This window comes from Haloferax sp. S1W (assembly GCF_044593955.1).
Lineage (GTDB): Archaea > Halobacteriota > Halobacteria > Halobacteriales > Haloferacaceae > Haloferax.
The window spans coordinates 20,309-37,333 of sequence record NZ_CP172597.1 but is presented as its reverse complement, the minus strand read 5'-3'; the positions used below and the strand labels follow the sequence as shown (position 1 = coordinate 37,333).

The following is a 17,025-nucleotide window of genomic DNA, read 5'->3' as shown; positions in this document are numbered from 1 at the left end:
AAACAGCCCGGTTGTCGCCCGTTTCTCGTTCTACGTCCACGGTATCCGGAGATTCATCGAAATAATTATGAGGTCGTAAACTCCGTTTTCCAGTGTGGTTTACGAGACTGGTAATCGGACGGTCGACGAGTCGGTCGCCAAGGTTCTCGACGGGGACCAACTCGACCGAACTGAGGCGTTAGCGCTCATCGCACAACCAGTCGAAGACCTCGCGCCAGCAGCGGACGCCGTGCGAGCGCACTTCGGGGATGGGACGGTTGACGCCTGCAGTATCGTGAACGCGAAGGCGGGCAACTGCGCGGAAGACTGCGGATTCTGTGCGCAGTCGGTCCACTTCGACACCGGTATCGACACCTACGACTTCCTCGACCCCGAGGAAATCCTCGCCGCGGCGAAGCGGGCGGAACGAGACGGCGCGCAGCGATTCGGTATCGTGGTCGCCGAGAAGGGCGTGAGTAAGGAAAAGCGCCCCGACGAGTGGGCGGACGTGTTGCGAGCAATCAGACTCGTCCGCGACGAGACCGATGTCGAAATCGACGCGAGTCTCGGCATCCTGACGGAAGAAGAAGCCGAAATTCTCGCCGACGAAGGCATCAACCACTACAATCACAATATCGAAACCTCACCGCGGTACTTCCCGGAAATCGTCTCGACCCACCGGTTCGAAGACCGCGTGAAGACGCTCGAACGCGCGAAAGCGGCGGGAATGGACCTCTGTGCCGGCGTCATTCTCGGTATGGGAGAGGCCCCGACAGACCGGGTGGACGCCGTCCTCGCCCTCCGAGACATTGGTATCTCCTCGCTCCCGGTGAACATCCTGAATCCCGTCGCACGGACGGCCCTCGGCGACGAACTCGGGAGTTCCGCGGACATCACGACCGAGGAGATTATCAAGACGATTGCGGTCTACCGGCTCTTACTCCCGGACGTTCGGGTTCGGTTGACCGGCGGCCGCGAGGTCAACCTCGACAAAGACGAACAGCACCTTCCATTCGAGGCGGGAGCAGACGGCATTCTCACCGGCGACTACCTCACAACCGAGGGACAGTCGCCCGGTGACGACATCGAGATTGTCGAGCGAGCGGGACTCCGGCCCAACATGGAGGCGAACGAGTTCGACCCCGAAGTGGTCAAATCCCGCTCGAAGGGCGTGACCGACGGCGTGGCAGAATCAGCGACCGCTGGCGGTGACACTGAACTCGACGACTGAAGAGCAGACGAACACGCAACCACTGACGACACGACGATGAACGACGTTACATTCGCAGTACTCGGAACGGGAGGTATCGGCCGACGGACGCTCGAAGTCTCGAAGCACAAAGACGGACTCACACCGGTCGCGGCGTGCGACCGCCACGGTGTCGCGGTCGACCACGATGGACTGGACGTAGACGAACTCCTGTCGGCGACGGAAGGAAACATCGCCTCCGACGGCGGCGCGACGGCGGTCAAAGAGACCGGCGAGATGAAGGGTGTCGCCGCCTCGACGCAGGCGGTGCCGACCGACACGCCCATCGACGACATCATCGAAGCGAGCGACGACATCGACGCGGTGCTGATTGCGCTGCCGAACTTCGAACACGACTTCATTCCGCGGGTCGCCGACCGCTTCGTCGAAGCGGGCTACTCGGGCGTCCTCGTGGACGTGCTCAAGCGCTCTCGGGTCATCGGCATGCTCGACGAGCGAACCGAGGCGTTCGAGGAGTCGGGAATCACGTTCGTCTGCGGGGCCGGTGCAACGCCCGGGTTCCTCACGGGTGCGGCGGCGCTCGCGGCGCAGTCGTTCGTCGAAGTCGAGGAGGTCGAAATCTGGTGGGGCGTCGGTCTCAAGTCGGGCTACGAGGACAACCGCGGCACCGTTCGCGAAGACATCGCCCATCTCCCCGAATACGACATCGACGACGCCCGCGAGATGAGCGACGAAGAGATTGCGGCAGTAATCGACGAACACGACGGCGTCATCGAGTTCAACGATATGGAACACGCCGACGACGTGCTGCTGGAGCGCGCCGGTATCTGTGACGCCGAGGACGTCACCGTCGGTGGTATCCTCGACGTGACTTCTGACGAGAAGCCGACGACGACGACCGTTCGCGTGACCGGAACAACCTTCGACGGCGAACGCGGGACCAACACCTTCCAACTGGACGACAACACCAGCATGGAAGCAAACGTCAACGGTCCGGCGCTTGGTTACCTGAAATCGGCCGTCCGACGAAACCGCGCGGAGGAATACGGCGTCTTCGGCCCGGCAGAGTTGCTGCCGCGGTTCTGATAGCCCGACGATGAACGAACAGGCGGACCCGCACGCTGGCGTCGAAGGCAGCGGTCCCGACCACGGATTCGACCCCGCCGAGCGACTCGCAGAGCGACGGGACCGCAATCTCGACCGTGACCTTCAACCAGCCGAGCACGTCGCGGCACGAACACGGATGGCATCCGACCCTCGCGGTGAAAAACCGGACTACGGCGACGAACAACTCGTCTTCGCGGCGAACAATTACCTCGGGTTAGCGCAGGACGACCGGGTCGTTCGCGCCGCACAGGAGGCTGCCGCGTCGGTCGGAACCGGTGCCGGTGCAAGCCGACTCGTCACCGGCGACACTGGGCTCCACCGAGCGCTAGAGCGAGATATCGCCGACGCGAAAGGGACTGAACGCGCCCTGTTATTTTCGTCTGGGTACGCTGCGAACGTCGGAACCATCACTGCGCTCGACCCCGACGTGATATTCTCCGACGAACTCAATCACGCGAGTATCATCGACGGGTGTCGGCTCTCCGGGGCCGAGACAGTCGTCTACGACCACTGTGACCCGGGGTCGCTCGCAGACGCGATGGCCGCTCGCGGCACCGGCGGCGACTCCGACGAACAGAGCGACGCCGACGAATCGTGGCTGGTCGTGACCGATTCGGTGTTCAGTATGGACGGCGACGTAGCTCCGCTCGCCGAGATATGCGACGTTGCCGAACGATACGGTGCGTGGGTCATGGTCGACGAAGCCCACGCGACCGGTCTCTACGATGGCGGCGGAATCGTCCAGCGCGACGGGCTCGGCGACCGCATTCACGTGCAGATGGGAACCCTCTCGAAGGCGTTAGCCAGCCAAGGCGGCTACGTCGCCGGAAGCGAACACCTCGTCGAGCATCTGGTGAACGCCGCGCGGTCGTTCGTCTTCTCGACCGGTCTTGCGCCGCCCGCGGTCGGTGCTGCCCGCGAAGCCCTCCGGATTGCCCGCGAGGGAGAACAGTGCGAGCACCTGTGGGACAACGTCGAGTACCTCCGCGACGGCCTCACGTCGCTCGGATACGAGGTATTGGGCGAGACGCAGATTCTTCCGGTGCTGGTCGGCAGCCGCGACGACGCAGTTGCCCTCGCGGACCGACTTCGGGACTTCGGTATCGTCGCCCCCGCGATACGTCCACCCACCGTTCCCGAGGGGACGAGTCGAATCCGAGTTGCACCGATGGCGACGCACACGACAGCAGCCCTCGACCGCTGTCTCGCCGCCTTCGAAACCGCAGGACGGGAGCGTGGGTTGCTATGACCCGGCCAGAGACGCTCGAAGACGCGTTCGCCGTCGTCGGAACCGACACGAACGTCGGCAAGACGTTCGTCACCGCGGGGCTCGTCGGGTGGTTGCGCGAACTGGGCTCCGACGCACGTGGAGTCAAACCCGTCCAATCGGGGTATCCACCGGACGACGACGCGGCGTTCATCGCCGACGTGTGCGGGACTGCCGACGCAGCGACGTGTCCGCGACGACTCGAACCCGCGCTGGCCCCTGCTGTCGCCGCCGAGGTTGCAGACAAGTCGCTCGTGTACGAGGAAATCCGAGACGAGGCACGTGCGCTGCTTGCCGAATCGAATCCGGGCGTGCTGGAAGGCGTCGGCGGGCTCCGAGTCCCGCTCGCCGACGGCCGCGAGGTGATAGATTTGGTTGCCGACCTCGATATCCCGGCAGTGCTCGTCGCCCGGTCGGGACTAGGAACGCTGAACCACACCGCGCTCTCGGTATCCGCGCTCCGAAATCGGGGCGTTGCGGTGTCAGCAATCGTGTTGAACCAGTACAAGGGCGCGTCCCTCGCCGAGCGAACGAATCCCGAGGTACTCGAAGAGATGACCGACTGTCCGGTCTACACGCTGCCGCCGCTCGAAGAGTCGGAGCCTGAAGCTGTCGTCGCGGGCGTCCGAGAACACCTTCCAATAGACGTGTTCCCCGAGCGCGTCGTCTCAGACGGTGCGTTCCCCGCTGACGAGTGAGACGCACTCCGAGGAGAGACACGGCCTCACTGCACGATTACGCCGAAAGGTTCTCCGACGGTACCCATCCCTCTTCGCCGGACGACGTTTCACACCACTCCCACCCCGCGAGAGACTCGTGAGAGACAACCGTCTCACCCGCTTCAACGCTCACTTCGACGGCCGAGTAGTCGGCTTCGACGACCCACTCGCCATCCTGCTGTGAGAGATACGCTTCCGGAATCCACCCTTCGCGTCCGTCGGGGGCGATACACCATCTCCATCCGTCCCACTTCGTCTCCCGGTCGGAAACTGAAACGACTTCGCCCGCTTCGACGACGATAGGGTCGGAGTAGGTGGCCTCCCAGTCGGAGACGACCCGTCGGCGGTTGTCAGTGTATTCGTCCATTGGTTTTCGAACTCCGTTGCTCGCCAAGAGAGTAGCGGTTGTGGCCCCCCAGCGGTGGCGCTTACTCGACTAACGCGACCACGCAGACACCACCGGCGGCGGTCGCAACGCCGGTTGCGATGAACGGAACCGCAAATCCGACCGTCGAGAGGACGCCGGTGACCACGGGCCCGACGGCGAAGCCGATGCTGAACGCCGTCGTCACGAGACCCATCTGGAACCCGGTTCGTCCGGCGTCGGCCAGGTCGGCCGCGAGGGCGTACACCGGAGCGACGACACCGGCGAGAGCGACGCCGAGCAGCGCGCGCAACGCCACGAAGCCCCAGAGCGTCTGGGCGAAGCCCATCAGGGCGACGAGGGGGGCGCTGAGTAACAATCCACCGGCGATGAACACCTTCCGCCCGAAGCGGTCTGTCGCGCGGCCGACCGGAATCTGGACGACGAGACGGGTAATCGTCGTAATCGCGAACAGCAACCCGAACCCGGCTTTCGAGCCGCCGATTCGCTCCAAAATCGGCATCTCCATCGAGATGACCGCCGAGACACCAATCATGACGGTGATGACCGCGACAACGAGTCCGGTGAAAGACCGCGCCTGCGACCACGACGAGAAGACGACACCCGATTCGACCGTCTCCGGGTCGTCGTCACTCTCTTCGACCGCCGTCTGAACCTCCGGGACGCCGACTCGAATCACTGCGACCATCGTCACGATGAGCACCGCACCGAGGGTAAACGTCGCCTGAAGGCCGTACGCGTCGGCAATCGCTCCGCCGACGATGGGCGCGACCCCCCACCCGAGGGTCCGAAGCGACGAGAAGAACCCCATCGCACTCCCCCGGGACTCTTCGACGGTGAGTCGTTCGAGGAGGGCCATGAGCGCAGGTGTCGAGACAGCGAGCGCGACACCGTGAAGCGCCCGAACGGACAGCAACACGGCGAGCGACCCCGTGACGCCGTAGGCGTAGATGACGCCCGCGGTGACGAGCAATCCAGCCTCGACGAACGGCTTTCTTGCTCCGATTCGGTCCGAGAGGTGGCCCATCGGTAGCTGAACGGCCGAGCGGACGACCCCGAAGACGGCGAAGAACACCCCAACCTGCACTTCTTGGGTGACGCGAATGCCAGCAACTGCCGTCGGGACCATCGGCGACTCCACGCCAGCGACGAGCGGGGCCAAAAGCGGGATGATAAGCCCCGCTCCGAACGACGCACCCGCCTGCGAAAGCGAGAGGATGGCGAGACTCCGAGAGAGACCCCACCGCTCGGTTGCGGCGCTGACGAACCTCGAACGCCACGACGACGCGCGGGACGCAAGCGACATCAGTCGTCTGACTCGGGTGCGACTTCGACGAGTGCGTTTCTGACCGTTCCGTGTTCACAGATACTCGGGCGCGACGGAGCGTCACCGTATCCGTACTCCAGGATTCGGTTCCGGTTCAGACACAGTCGCGTGAACTCCGGTTGGAACAGGTCGAACAGTTCGAACCGACGCTCCAGTTGCGGGAAGCGCTCCTGATAGGCGAGAATCGTCGCCCGCACCTGTCGCCAGAAGGTCTGTTCGTCGTAGTCGTGGTGGCGCTCCAGCAGGTCCGCAAGGTATCGGAACACGCCGAGGAACAGACTGGCGACGATACACTGACAGAATCGAGCGGGGGGTTTCTCACCGAGCACCGAGCGAATCTCCGCCGGGAGACGTTCTAACTCCGGTAGTTCCGTTTCGCTGATGCTCAGGTCGATGAAGTCCTTCAGTCCGACCCGCGTCGGCACCCCGTCTTCGAGGATGACTATCGTGTCCTCGCCGTGGGGCGAGAACCCAACGCCGTAGGCGTAGAAGTAGTGCAAAAGCGGGTACAGAAGCGCCTCGAAGAGGTGGTCCAACCACGCCGACAGTTCCATGCCGGACTCCTCGACGAGTCGCGACACGTAGGGTGTTCCGCTCCCATCGACGTGCAGGAGAGCGGCCAGCGGAATCGCTTCTTCGGAGTCGTCGATGAGCGAGGGGACACTCTCACGCCAGAGAGAGCCGAACAACTCCGAGAACTGATACGGTGCGCCGTCCAGACCGGCGTAGGTGTCGTGTTCGTAGTGCAGCGTTGCAACTTCGCCGGGCAGGACGAGTCGACACTCGTCTTTGAGGAACGAATCGGACTCGTAGATGTCCCAGAGGAACTCCGTAATCGCCGGTGCCTGTGCGAGTTTCGTCCCCGGGATGCCGCGATAGACGAGCGTGTTGAGGATTCGAAGCGAGAGCTTGAGGTGGTGATTTTCGGGTGAATCGACATTGACCAGCGTTCGAATCGACTGCTGAGGGAGGTATCGGTCCGGACTCTCGCCCAGCGGGACGATGTCGTCAGCCGCGATATCGGCGGCATAGAATTGGACGATGGAGTTGTCCCACTGCCATCGATGCACCGGGGCGAAGGTGTAAGAAGCGGGGTCGAGGCCACGGTCACGCAGACGGTCTGCGAAGGTCTCGTACGTCTCTGTCCCCAGTTCGCTCGCGACGAACTCGTCGTACTGGAGGTCGCTGAGAGTTGCGGTGTCGGCCTTCGACGTTCGAACCGCAGTCCACAGCACGTTCGACGGTGTCCGTTGCTCGGGCGCGTACTGCTGGTAGTCCTCGTAGCCGAATCCGATTCGACCTTTGTTGTAGGTTATCCACGGGTGTCCCGCGAGTTCGCCGTCGAGTTCCGCGTAGTTCAGCGCTGTCGGGTCGAAATCCGACGCTCGCGACTCCATACGCGCCTGAAGGTGCGCGTCCGCGAGGAGCGTGTTCGTGTACTCGCGAATCAGGTGGCTCACGGTTCCGTCGTCGATTTCCGCTGCCGACTGGAAATCGAGGAGGAACTGTACCACGTCGGTCACCGACTCCCACGCAGCGTCTTCACCTCGCCGCTCGACGCTTCCCGGAACCACCGAGTAACTGTCGAAGAGTCGTTCGTGCGCCGCAAATCGGTAGGTGGCCTCTGGGAATTCGAGTCGGTACTGGGTCGGGTCGGTGTCCGAAGCGGCGGATTGGTCGTCGTCCGAAACGACGGCTGGGTCGTCATCTGAAAGGACAGTTGGGTCGATGAGGTCCTCGTACATGAACGACGAGAGCATCGTAGACAGCAGTCGCTCGTTCACCGTGGCCCAGATATCCTGCGTCAAGACCGCGTCAGCGAGGTGCTTCGGGCCGTTCGAACTCATCGAACCACCTCCGCACGCTCAGTCACGAGGGGATTATCGATATCGACGTATACGGACTGGTTTTCGAATTCGTCGGCCATCTCGTCGAGGTCGTGGAACCGCGTCAAGAGGTTAGCCTTCGAGGGAACGGTCGACTCCGAGAGCGCCCGTGTCAAAAGCGACGACCACGGTTTGTCCCACTCGGAGACCGTCTCCAACTCGCTTCGAAGCGTGCCCAAGAGCTTGCGCTCGGAGACGAGTCCGGCCGTCCCGAAGGCGTTGATGACGCCGAAGACGTTGTTCACGAGCAGTTGGTAACAGAATCGCTCGTCCGCGACGTGGTCCGGGTAGACAGTTCCTGTTCGTGCATCCAGATTCGGGAGGAAGCGCTCGACGTGTTCGGCCATCGAGTCGGCGAAGTAGTAGCCCTGGTTGTCGCGGTGGTAGACTTCGTCGGGATAGCCGTCGTCGAGTCGGATCACAGTGTTCTGCTGGTGGGCTTCGACTGCAATCCCGTGACAGAGGTACAACCACAGCGGCGGTCGAGCAACCAATTCGAGATACCGAGTGAACCAGTCGACGCTGACTTCGTCGACCGGCCGGTCTTCGCGGGCCGCGAGCGACCGGATAATCCCTTCTAGCTGGCTTTCGCCCCCGAACCGGTTGTCCTGACAGAGCGACACCACGGGGAGGACGCTCTCGTCGCGGCCGCGTGGGAATGGGTTCTCTCGGAGAATCACCTCGAAGCCCGACGCGTGGCCGTCGTCGGTCCCGACTGTGAGGTATGCCGGGTCGTGAATGACGGAGAAGTCGGGGAATCGCTCTGCGACGATAGCTCCGAGTTCGCTCTCGAACAGTTCGGCGACGGCGATACCGCGGTTGAGTTCCGGGCGCTTGTTCGTCCGCACCGAGTTCGTGATTTTGACGTTGAGCGACCCTTTTACCATGAACGACGCATCGGGATGGTATAGTGTCCTGACGGACGTCGTCGGCGCGAACGCGCGGCCGCGCTCGCCGAGGTCTTCGAGACGACCGTTCGCGAGCAGTTGCTTTACATCCGGTTGGTCGAGCAGGTATTCTGCCTGCCACGGGTGAATCGGAATGAGGATATCGTCGCTATCGACGTACTCGGAGACGAATTCGTCCGAAACTGTCGGGTCCGACCTGAGTTCGGATTTCACCCACTCGGCGGCGGATTCCTGACGCACCGACTCCTGTACCGCGAGGTCGCGGTCGACACGGAAGTACCTGAGCGAACAAGCGGCGCTGAGTTCAGGCGCGTACTGCGGTTCTTCGCTTGGTTGCATCCCACCGCGACTCTTCGGCGTCGGGTGGAGTTGGTGACCGAAGACGAGCGCTTGCTCGGCCTGTTCGAACGTCGGTGTGGGTGTGTACAGCGACGCTTCCTTCCCGTCCCAAAACTCGACGTAGCGCTCGATTCGCCGACAGCTATCGAGCACCCGGTCCATCAGTTCAGCCTGCTCGCCCGACCGGTCGCGCTGATTCGAGAGTTCGTCCGAGAGCAACGTGACGAGCGTCACATAGGAGATTGTCCGGCACTCGCCGCCAGTCGGTCGGTAATACAATGGGAGCGAGAACTGATGTCGCCCCGTTGCCGACCGATACGCGAGGGGGGCGTAGATGTGGCCGCCGTGAGCAGACAGCGGACATTCGATGACGTACTCCGTGTCGAACTCGTCGCCTGCGACCTGTTCGCTGTCGCGAACGAGGTAGGCGCTCGTCTCCCTCAGGTAGCAGTTCAGGAAGGCGTGAATCGTGGCCGCCTCGGCGATAGCCCGCGCGTTCATGTCTGTGCCTCCACTGCCGACGATTCGAGTTCTCGACCGACCTGCTCGATATCGTCGAGGAGCGATTCGATGTCGGCCAGCGTCGTCCGAGGATTGAGCAAAGTGAACTTCAGACTCGCCACGCCGTCGACTTCTGTCCGGGCGACGACTGCCCGTCCGTCGTTCAGCAGTGTGTCTCGAATCTGCTCGTTGATGGCCCCTGTGTACTGGTCGGAATCAGCGTCCGACGGGGTGTGTTCGGGGATGTACCGGAAGACGACGGCGTTCAGCGTCGGCGAGTGCGGACAGGTAAATCGGTCCCGTTCCCGCAGGGACGCCGCTGTCTCGGAGGCTAGTTCGAGCGTCGAGTCGATTACCTCCGCGAGTCGCTGTCGACCCAGCGCGCGGAACGTCATATACGGTTTGAGCGCGTCGAACCGTCGGGTCGTCTGGACGGACTTCGAGACGAGATTCGGAACCCCGGCCTCGTCGTCCGATTCCGGGTTGAGATACGCCGCGTGGCGCTGGATGTACTGGTAATTTGCCCCGTCCTGAAGGAGGAACGCGCCACAGCTAATCGGCTGATAGAACAACTTGTGGAAGTCGACAGCGATAGAATCCGCACACTCGATAGCAGCGAGTTTCTCACGGTGGGTGTCGCTAAAGGCGAGCGCACCCCCGTAGGCGGCATCGACGTGGAACCACAGGTCGTGTTCGTGTGCCCGGGCGGCAAGTTCTGGAAGTGGGTCGATGCTTCCGAAATCGGTCGTCCCGGCCGTCGCAACCAGCGCGAAGGGGACGAGCCCCTCGGCGTCGAGTGTTTCGAGTGTCTCGTCGAGGGCGTCGGTGCACATGCGGTGTTCGTCGTCGGTTTCGACCGTGACGACGGCATTCTCGCCGAGACCCAACTGGGCCGCCGACTGCTTCGCCGTGAAGTGTGCATCCGCAGAGCAGAGAATCCGGAGTCGGTCGGCCTCGGGCGGCAGGCCGTCGTCTGTCACCCAGTGGTCGAACCGCTCGTCTGCGACCTTGTTCCGGGCCAAGAGCAGTCCCATGAAGTTCGACTGCGTGCCGCCGCTCGTGAACACGCCGTCGGCGTCAGCGCCGTAGCCGAATGTTTCGGCCAGCGTGTCGACCATCTGCTGTTCGAGGATGGTCGCTGCGCCGCTTTGGTCCCACGAGTCGAGCGATTGGTTCGCCGCCGTCAAGAGCACCTCGGCAGCGAGTCCGGGAATCATCGGCGGGCAGTGGAGGTGCGCCCCGCAGGCCGAGTGCGCAACCCGAATCGTCTCCGCGAGAATCTCCTCGGAGACATGGTCCAGTGTCTCGTCGAGGCCCGCACCCGATTCGGGAAGACAGTCGAACGACGACAACTGCGCTTCGATGGCCTCTGGACTCGCACCTGCGTAGGGCGACTCCGATTCGCCGAGCGTGTTGGCGACGACATCTACTGCTTGCTCGATTGCGTCGCGATACGCCGCCGTCCCTTCCTCGCTGCCGAGAAAGAGCGAATCGAACGAATCAGCATCGGATGCAGCGTGTGGTTCGGGGTCGGAGTCGAGTGACTCTTGGCTCATGCTGTCCCCTCCACCAGTCGCCGGGTCTCCACGGCGGCGTGAACCGCTTCGCTGAAGCGGTGAGCAATCTCGTCAATGTCGGATTTGTCGACGATGAGCGGCGGGAGGAACCGAGCCGTACAGCTGTGTCGGCCGCCGAGTTCGATGATGAGTCCGCGGTCGAAACACTCCTGTCGAACCCGCTTTGCGAGTTCGGGGTTCGCCGGGGAGTGTCCGAGTGCGTCGGGTTCACCGGACGGGTCAACGAACTCGACACCGAGCATGAGTCCGCGTCCGCGGATGTCGCCGACGGCCTCGAAGTCGCGTCCCAGTTCGTCGAGGTGGTCGCGCAGTCGCGCTCCCATCTTCGCGGCGTGTGTGTGCAGGCTGTTTTCGACGACGTACTCGATTGTCGCTCGGCCAGCGGCCATCGCAACCTGATTCCCACGGAACGTCCCGGCGTGGGCACCGGGTTCCCAGGCATCTAGGTCCTCGCGGTAGAGGACGACCGAAAGCGGGAGTCCGCCACCGACAGCCTTCGAGAGTGTCACCACGTCGGGGACGATATCTGCGTGCTCGAAGGCGAACAGTTCGCCTGTTCGGCCGAGACCCGTCTGGATTTCGTCGACGATGAGCGGGATGTCGCGCTCGCGAGTGATGCGTCGAATCTCTCGGGCCCACTCGTCAGGTGCGGGAATCGCACCGCCTTCGCCCTGGACGAGTTCGAGAATCATCCCGGCAGGCTCGACGATACCAGACGACGGGTCGTCTAACAGTCGTTCGACGTACTCGCTGGCGACGCGGTGGGTGTCGTCGCCGCCGAGTCCGAACGGGCACCGATAGGCGTACGGATACGGAAGATGGTGAACGTCAGCCATGAGACCCGGAACCGACTCCTTTGGCCCGGTGTCGCCCATCAGACTGAGCGCCCCATTTGTCATCCCGTGGTACCCGCCCTGGAACGCGAGCATGCTCCGGTTTCCTGTTGCGGTCTTCGTGAGCTTCATCGCCGCCTCGACGGCGTCTGTTCCCGCCGGGCTACAGAACTGAATCTTCGCGTGGTCGGCGAACTCCGACGGGAGACTCTCGAAGAGTTCGTCGACGAACGCCTCCTTGATGGGCGATGTGATGTCGAGTGTGTGCAGCGGACGCGACTCAGAGAGCATCTGCTCTATCGCGTCGGTGACGACGGGGTGGTTGTGGCCGAGTGCGAGTGTGCCTGCGCCTGCGAGGCAGTCGAGGTACTCGTTTCCGTCCATATCTGTGACTGTGACACCGCGAGCCTCGTCGATAGCGAGTGGCAGGTGTCGCGGATAGGTTCGCGCGTTCGACTCGCGGAGCGCTTGCTGGCTGAGCAAACTATCGTCAGTCGCGTTCGCGTACTTCATCGATTCTCACCGACGGTGTTGTCGTAATTCGTCTGGATGTTCCGGGCGGCTGAATGTTGCTGCATATATTTTAGGCTAGCCTAAACCAATGTAATGCGTTTCGGTTTTAGGTCGGCCTAAACATTTTTGTACGTATTTCTCTAACGTCACCAAAACGGATGAAAGGACACGCTCAAGTCACAGACGACCTCGCCGAATCGACCGCCCAGACCATCGAAAACACCTGTTCAGAACACGATGTGGAGCTAATTCGACTCCTCTACGTGGGTAACGACGGTGTCACCCGCGGCCACACAGTTCCAGCACGCGATATCGAGACACTCCTCCAGCGAGGCGTGACACTTCCCAAATCGGTACAGTCACTCACCGCTCGGGACAGAAGACTGTTGGATGGGATGTTCGACTCGGTTGGAGAGGTCCGCCTCGTCCCCGACCCGTTCACGTTTCAGGTCCTGCCGTACGAATCCCAGTGCGCGGCGATGCTGTGCGACATCGAAACGGTGACAGGCGACCGCTGGGAAGCAGATCCGCGCAGCGCGTTACGCGAGTTCCTGAACGAACTCAGAGCGGATGGATTCGAACCGAAAACAGCCTTCGAGAGCGAGTTCCATCTGTTCGAAGAAACCGAATCAGGACTCGTCCCACACGACAACGCGGGTGTTTACTCGACTGCCAACATGCGTGCGGCCCACGATGTCATCCGCGAGATGGTCGACGCGCTCAAAACACAGGGGATGCGGTTCAACCGATACTATCCCGAACACGCGCCGGGGAAACACGAAATCGTCACCGGACATGAGTCCGGACTCACTGCGCCGGATTCGTACGTCCACTACAAAGAGACGATTCAGGGCGTTGCCGATGGCCACGACCTGTCGGCGACGTTCCACCCGAAACCGACAGACCACTCGACCAACGGCTGTCACATCCACCTGTCGCTGTGGAAAGACGAAGAAAACGCCTTCTTCGACCCTGACGTCGAGTCGGAGTACGGCCTCAGCGACACCGCTCGGCACTTCATCGGCGGGGTGCTCGAACACGCCCCCGCTCTCGTGGGGCTTACGTCGCCGACAGTCAACTCGTACGCACGAATCCGCCCGCAGGTCGAGGCGTCTGCGTACGTCTGTTGGGGCTTCGACAACCGAGAATCAATCGTCCGCATTCCGTCTCCCGACACAGACAGCGGTGCTGCGACGCGACTGGAGTTCCGCCCGGCCGACAACTCCGCAAACCCGTACCTCTCGTTGCTCGGCCTGCTAGCCGCCGGAATGGACGGCGTCCGAAACGAACGCGACCCCGGCGACCCAGTCGCGTGCGACCCCGGAAACCTCTCTGCAGACGAGCGAGACGCGCGCGGAATCGAGCGATTGCCGACCACACTTCGACAGGCACTCGACGCGCTCGAATCTGACTCGGTTCTTGCCGACGCACTTGGGGAGAAACTGCACGAGTCGTACCTAGAAGTAAAGCGAAATCAGTGGCGGGCCTTCACGGAATCGGCCGGTGAGTGGAAGCGAGACGAATACTTGCGAGTGTACTGAACGGAATCAGACACGAAATTCACGGCGCGGTGCAGACGGTGGTGGAAACACCACACAGAGAGATATCTCACTCCACCGACCGAGTGGAGAGCAGTTCAGAGAGTTTCGAGAAAGACACCATTCCAGACACACTTCGGAGCAGTCGACGTAGTGTTCACCACCACAGGTGTCGGTGGTCACCTCGTAACAGCTTCCGTTTCCATAACGTGTGGATTGTATAACATATGAACGACCACCCATTACAGGTGTACGTGTGTAAATGGTAATTACCAATTGTTGTCAACTCCGTCTAAATTGTCTAGAGTTTATTGAATATCTCGACACGCCCCCTCGGTCAGGGGTCCGCGGCGTAAGTCAGGTGACCCGGAAAGAGAGTCGTCGAAACAAGTAGTGAGCGTCACGCCGACATTCCAGTCAATCTGCTAAAACTTCATGTCGAGAGCGAGCGAATGTGTGAGCATGATGTACGACAAAATCCTCATCCCAGTCGATGGAAGCATCGGCTCCGAGCGTGGTATCGAGTATGGGCTTGATATCGCACAGCAGCACGGCTCGACGGTCCACGCGCTCTACGTCGTCGACCAGCGGATCTACGGCGACACGCCGGCGCTCTCGAGCGACGAGTTGTTCTACGAACAGCTCGAAGAGTCGGGCGAATCGATACTTCAGACGGTGGAAGAGCGCGCGAACGACATGGGTCTCGATGCCGTGTCCGTCTGCAAGCGGGGCATGCCAGACGAGGTTATTCTCTCGTACGCCAACGAACAGGGGATCGAACTCATCGTGATGGGTCAGCACGGCAGGTCGCCGCTCCACCATCCCCACGCCGGGAGTTGTACAGACCGGGTGACCCAGCGTTCGCGGGTTCCGGTCCGCTCCGTCTGAATGCGCTTGAGTGCAGGCCGTCAGTCAGTTCTCTCGGCTGCCTCGCGAACCCACGTCGTCACTCGCGACACTGGCACGTCGATGGCGTCGGCAATCTCTGACGGGTCGGCCGCGGCTAACGCGGCCACCGATGCCACACCCTCGGCCGCGAGTCGGTCCGCGTACGCGGGGCCGATTCCATCGATGGATTCGAGTTTGTCACCGGACCGTTCGCTCGGTGCAGTAGTCTCTGAGTCGGTCTCTTCGTCGGGGGACGTATCGTCTTCAACCAGTGAGTCAGTGTCGTCACCGATAGACGAGGCGTCTTCAGTCTCTTCGTCGACGGACGCAGTGACTTCGGTCTCTTCGTCGACAGGTGAGGCGTCTTCGGTCTCCTCACCGACGGAAGAGGTGTCTTCAGCCTGCGAGTCGGCGTCGTCACCTGTCGAACGTTCGGCAAACCAGTCACCCACAGCGGGCCAGAGGTCCCTGTGCGAACGTGACGAGACGGAAAGCCCGATATGACCGGTCGCTCCCTCGATGACTTCCGTGTCATCGCTCGGCACGAGGTCGTTGAACGGTTTACTCGCCTCCGGCGGGATGAGGTGGTCGTACTCGCCCACGATTTGGAGGATGGGCATCTCGAGTCGCGAGAGGTCGATGTGTTTGCCGTCTAATTCGAGTTCGTTTCGGGCGAGTTTGTTTTCCTGGTAGATGTCTTCGAGGAACTGCGTGTACGTCGCGCCCGCGACGTCGATGCCGTCTGCCAGCCAGTGTTCCATCCGGGAGAAGTTCTCCACGAAGGCCTCGTTTTCGACGTTCTCGAACAGTCTGACGTACTTGGTGACGAAGTTCTCGACGGGGTCCATCAACGCGAACCCGACGTCGAGGAACTCCGAGGGAACGTTGCCAAAGGCGTCGGCGACGACTTCGGGCGAGTAGTATTCCTCGTCACCCCAGCGTTCGAGAACCCCGCCGGTGTCGTCGAAGACGAGTCCAGCGGCCATCAACCCGAGGTTTAGAACCTTCTCTGGGAAGAGCGACGCGTACATGACGCTCATCGTCCCGCCCATGCAGTAGCCGAGGACGTTTATCGACTCTTGTCCCGACCGCTCGCGAACCACGTCGACGCAGTTGTCGACGTATCGGGAAACGTAGTCGTCGAGCGTGAGGTGACTGTCGAGTCGCGACGGCTCACCCCAGTCGATGAGGTAGACATCGAACCCCTGTTCGAGAAGGGTCCGAACGACGCTTCGGTCCGGTTGCAGGTCCAGAATGTACGGTCGGTTGATGAGCGCGTACACGACCAGAATCGGTACGTCGTACTGGGACTCCGTCTGCGATTCGTAGTGGAGGAGTCTGAGTTTGTTCTCCTCGTAGACGACCTCACTCGGGGTTTCACCGACCGAGACTTGCGCAGCGGTTTCGGCGCTATCAGAAACGCTCGCGGTTCGGTCGATGAGCTTCGCGGCCTGTTCCCACTGGCGGCGCTGTAAGTCCAACGCGAGGGTTACTGGCGTCATCCCTCTACGTTCATCGCATCGAGGATGCGGTCGAGTTTCGTTTCGACTGCGTGCTGGCGGCGTTCGAGTTCGACGAGACGCTTTGCGACTTCGTCGATATCGCCTTCGGTCGCAAAGCCGAGGGTGCGCAACGTGGACTGCGCGGCGTCGTCGACCTCCTGTTGGATTTCGAGCGCATCTTCGACCGTCTGGCCGGTTGCTGCGGCGAACGCCGAGGTATCCATCACCTCTTTGAACGCTTCGTTCGCCGAGTTCAGCCAGATATCGCGGAACTCGTCGGGTGAGACTTCCTCACCCTCAAATGCGTCGCTCGCCCGCTCGAACTGCCGTTCGGCGGCGTTCATCCACACTTCGTAGGCGCGAGCGTAGCCGTCGAGTCCCTCACTCATCGTCTCCGAAGTCACCTCGGGTGTCTCATCGAGCGCGTCGAGCCACGACTCGACGAACTGCGATTGCGCCTCGACGTTTCGTTCGAGGGCCGCGAGCATCGCCTCGTTCATCTCTTCTGCGTACGTTGTCCACTCGTCGCCGTGTTGTTTTTCCATT

14 protein-coding genes are annotated in these 17,025 nt (G+C 62.0%); 6 read left to right on the top strand and 8 right to left on the bottom strand.

The annotated features are described in order from the left end of the window. Positions 1–94: 94 nt before the first annotated feature. The 4 genes from bioB to bioD are packed head-to-tail and all read left to right on the top strand — an operon-like array spanning position 95 to position 4,261. Entirely contained in the window at positions 95–1,210 is a 1,116-nt protein-coding gene (bioB, locus tag ACH9L7_RS17970) for a biotin synthase BioB (protein WP_396613762.1), read from the top strand. A 36-nt stretch (positions 1,211–1,246) separates the two neighbouring features. After that, positions 1,247–2,275 (top strand): transcriptional regulator, encoded by a 1,029-nt coding sequence (locus ACH9L7_RS17965; RefSeq protein ID WP_396613761.1) that lies wholly within the window; start codon positions 1,247–1,249, stop codon positions 2,273–2,275. A gap of 10 nt (positions 2,276–2,285) precedes the next feature. Beyond that, complete coding sequence (locus ACH9L7_RS17960; protein ID WP_396613760.1) at positions 2,286–3,545, top strand: aminotransferase class I/II-fold pyridoxal phosphate-dependent enzyme; 1,260 nt, start codon at positions 2,286–2,288, stop codon at positions 3,543–3,545. Beyond that, positions 3,542–4,261 (top strand): dethiobiotin synthase, encoded by a 720-nt coding sequence (bioD, locus tag ACH9L7_RS17955; RefSeq protein WP_396613759.1) that lies wholly within the window; start codon positions 3,542–3,544, stop codon positions 4,259–4,261. Before ACH9L7_RS17960 ends, bioD begins: the two co-directional genes overlap by 4 nt. Positions 4,262–4,298: 37 nt before the next feature. Here bioD and ACH9L7_RS17950 read toward each other — a convergent pair whose 3' ends face one another. From ACH9L7_RS17950 to ACH9L7_RS17925, 6 genes are all read right to left on the bottom strand, one after another. Next, positions 4,299–4,649: an SH3 domain-containing protein gene (locus ACH9L7_RS17950; RefSeq protein WP_396613758.1), complete on the bottom strand. Its 351-nt coding sequence runs from the start codon at positions 4,647–4,649 to the stop codon at positions 4,299–4,301. A 61-nt stretch (positions 4,650–4,710) separates the two neighbouring features. Then, the gene (locus ACH9L7_RS17945) at positions 4,711–5,973 is read right to left on the bottom strand and encodes an MFS transporter (RefSeq protein ID WP_396613757.1); all 1,263 of its coding nucleotides are present in this window, start codon (positions 5,971–5,973) and stop codon (positions 4,711–4,713) included. After that, positions 5,973–7,841: an IucA/IucC family protein gene (locus ACH9L7_RS17940; RefSeq protein ID WP_396613756.1), complete on the bottom strand. Its 1,869-nt coding sequence runs from the start codon at positions 7,839–7,841 to the stop codon at positions 5,973–5,975. Before ACH9L7_RS17940 ends, ACH9L7_RS17945 begins: the two co-directional genes overlap by 1 nt. After that, positions 7,838–9,628 carry an IucA/IucC family protein gene (locus tag ACH9L7_RS17935; RefSeq protein WP_396613755.1) on the bottom strand — a complete coding sequence of 597 codons (1,791 nt, stop codon included), beginning with the start codon at positions 9,626–9,628 and terminating at the stop codon, positions 7,838–7,840. Before ACH9L7_RS17935 ends, ACH9L7_RS17940 begins: the two co-directional genes overlap by 4 nt. Continuing rightward, positions 9,625–11,184 carry a pyridoxal phosphate-dependent decarboxylase family protein gene (locus ACH9L7_RS17930; protein ID WP_396613754.1) on the bottom strand — a complete coding sequence of 520 codons (1,560 nt, stop codon included), beginning with the start codon at positions 11,182–11,184 and terminating at the stop codon, positions 9,625–9,627. Before ACH9L7_RS17930 ends, ACH9L7_RS17935 begins: the two co-directional genes overlap by 4 nt. Beyond that, positions 11,181–12,551 carry a diaminobutyrate--2-oxoglutarate transaminase gene (locus tag ACH9L7_RS17925; RefSeq protein WP_396613753.1) on the bottom strand — a complete coding sequence of 457 codons (1,371 nt, stop codon included), beginning with the start codon at positions 12,549–12,551 and terminating at the stop codon, positions 11,181–11,183. Before ACH9L7_RS17925 ends, ACH9L7_RS17930 begins: the two co-directional genes overlap by 4 nt. Before the next feature lie 158 nt (positions 12,552–12,709). Between ACH9L7_RS17925 and glnA2 the strand changes: the two genes are divergently transcribed. Both glnA2 and ACH9L7_RS17915 read left to right on the top strand, forming a co-directional pair. Continuing rightward, entirely contained in the window at positions 12,710–14,092 is a 1,383-nt protein-coding gene (glnA2, locus tag ACH9L7_RS17920; RefSeq protein ID WP_396613752.1) for a gamma-glutamylputrescine synthetase, read from the top strand. Positions 14,093–14,551: 459 nt separating this feature from the next. After that, positions 14,552–14,977: a universal stress protein gene (locus ACH9L7_RS17915; protein ID WP_396613751.1), complete on the top strand. Its 426-nt coding sequence runs from the start codon at positions 14,552–14,554 to the stop codon at positions 14,975–14,977. A 20-nt stretch (positions 14,978–14,997) separates the two neighbouring features. Here ACH9L7_RS17915 and phaC read toward each other — a convergent pair whose 3' ends face one another. Then, positions 14,998–16,479, bottom strand: a complete 1,482-nt coding sequence (gene phaC, locus ACH9L7_RS17910) for a class III poly(R)-hydroxyalkanoic acid synthase subunit PhaC (RefSeq protein ID WP_396613750.1) — start codon at positions 16,477–16,479, stop codon at positions 14,998–15,000. After that, the gene (locus ACH9L7_RS17905; RefSeq protein ID WP_396613749.1) at positions 16,476–17,024 is read right to left on the bottom strand and encodes a poly(R)-hydroxyalkanoic acid synthase subunit; all 549 of its coding nucleotides are present in this window, start codon (positions 17,022–17,024) and stop codon (positions 16,476–16,478) included. The genes phaC and ACH9L7_RS17905 overlap by 4 nt, the downstream gene beginning before the upstream one ends. Position 17,025: the final 1 nt, after the last annotated feature.

Coding starts and splice junctions, on each gene's coding strand:
- ACH9L7_RS17965 (WP_396613761.1), top strand. CDS start 1,247: ATGAACGACGTTACATTCGCAGTACTCGGAACGGGAGGTATCGGCCGA.
- ACH9L7_RS17960 (WP_396613760.1), top strand. CDS start 2,286: ATGAACGAACAGGCGGACCCGCACGCTGGCGTCGAAGGCAGCGGTCCC.
- bioD (WP_396613759.1), top strand. CDS start 3,542: ATGACCCGGCCAGAGACGCTCGAAGACGCGTTCGCCGTCGTCGGAACC.
- ACH9L7_RS17950 (WP_396613758.1), bottom strand. CDS start 4,649: ATGGACGAATACACTGACAACCGCCGACGGGTCGTCTCCGACTGGGAG.
- ACH9L7_RS17945 (WP_396613757.1), bottom strand. CDS start 5,973: ATGTCGCTTGCGTCCCGCGCGTCGTCGTGGCGTTCGAGGTTCGTCAGC.
- ACH9L7_RS17940 (WP_396613756.1), bottom strand. CDS start 7,841: ATGAGTTCGAACGGCCCGAAGCACCTCGCTGACGCGGTCTTGACGCAG.
- ACH9L7_RS17935 (WP_396613755.1), bottom strand. CDS start 9,628: ATGAACGCGCGGGCTATCGCCGAGGCGGCCACGATTCACGCCTTCCTG.
- ACH9L7_RS17930 (WP_396613754.1), bottom strand. CDS start 11,184: ATGAGCCAAGAGTCACTCGACTCCGACCCCGAACCACACGCTGCATCC.
- ACH9L7_RS17925 (WP_396613753.1), bottom strand. CDS start 12,551: ATGAAGTACGCGAACGCGACTGACGATAGTTTGCTCAGCCAGCAAGCG.
- glnA2 (WP_396613752.1), top strand. CDS start 12,710: ATGAAAGGACACGCTCAAGTCACAGACGACCTCGCCGAATCGACCGCC.
- ACH9L7_RS17915 (WP_396613751.1), top strand. CDS start 14,552: ATGATGTACGACAAAATCCTCATCCCAGTCGATGGAAGCATCGGCTCC.
- phaC (WP_396613750.1), bottom strand. CDS start 16,479: ATGACGCCAGTAACCCTCGCGTTGGACTTACAGCGCCGCCAGTGGGAA.
- ACH9L7_RS17905 (WP_396613749.1), bottom strand. CDS start 17,024: ATGGAAAAACAACACGGCGACGAGTGGACAACGTACGCAGAAGAGATG.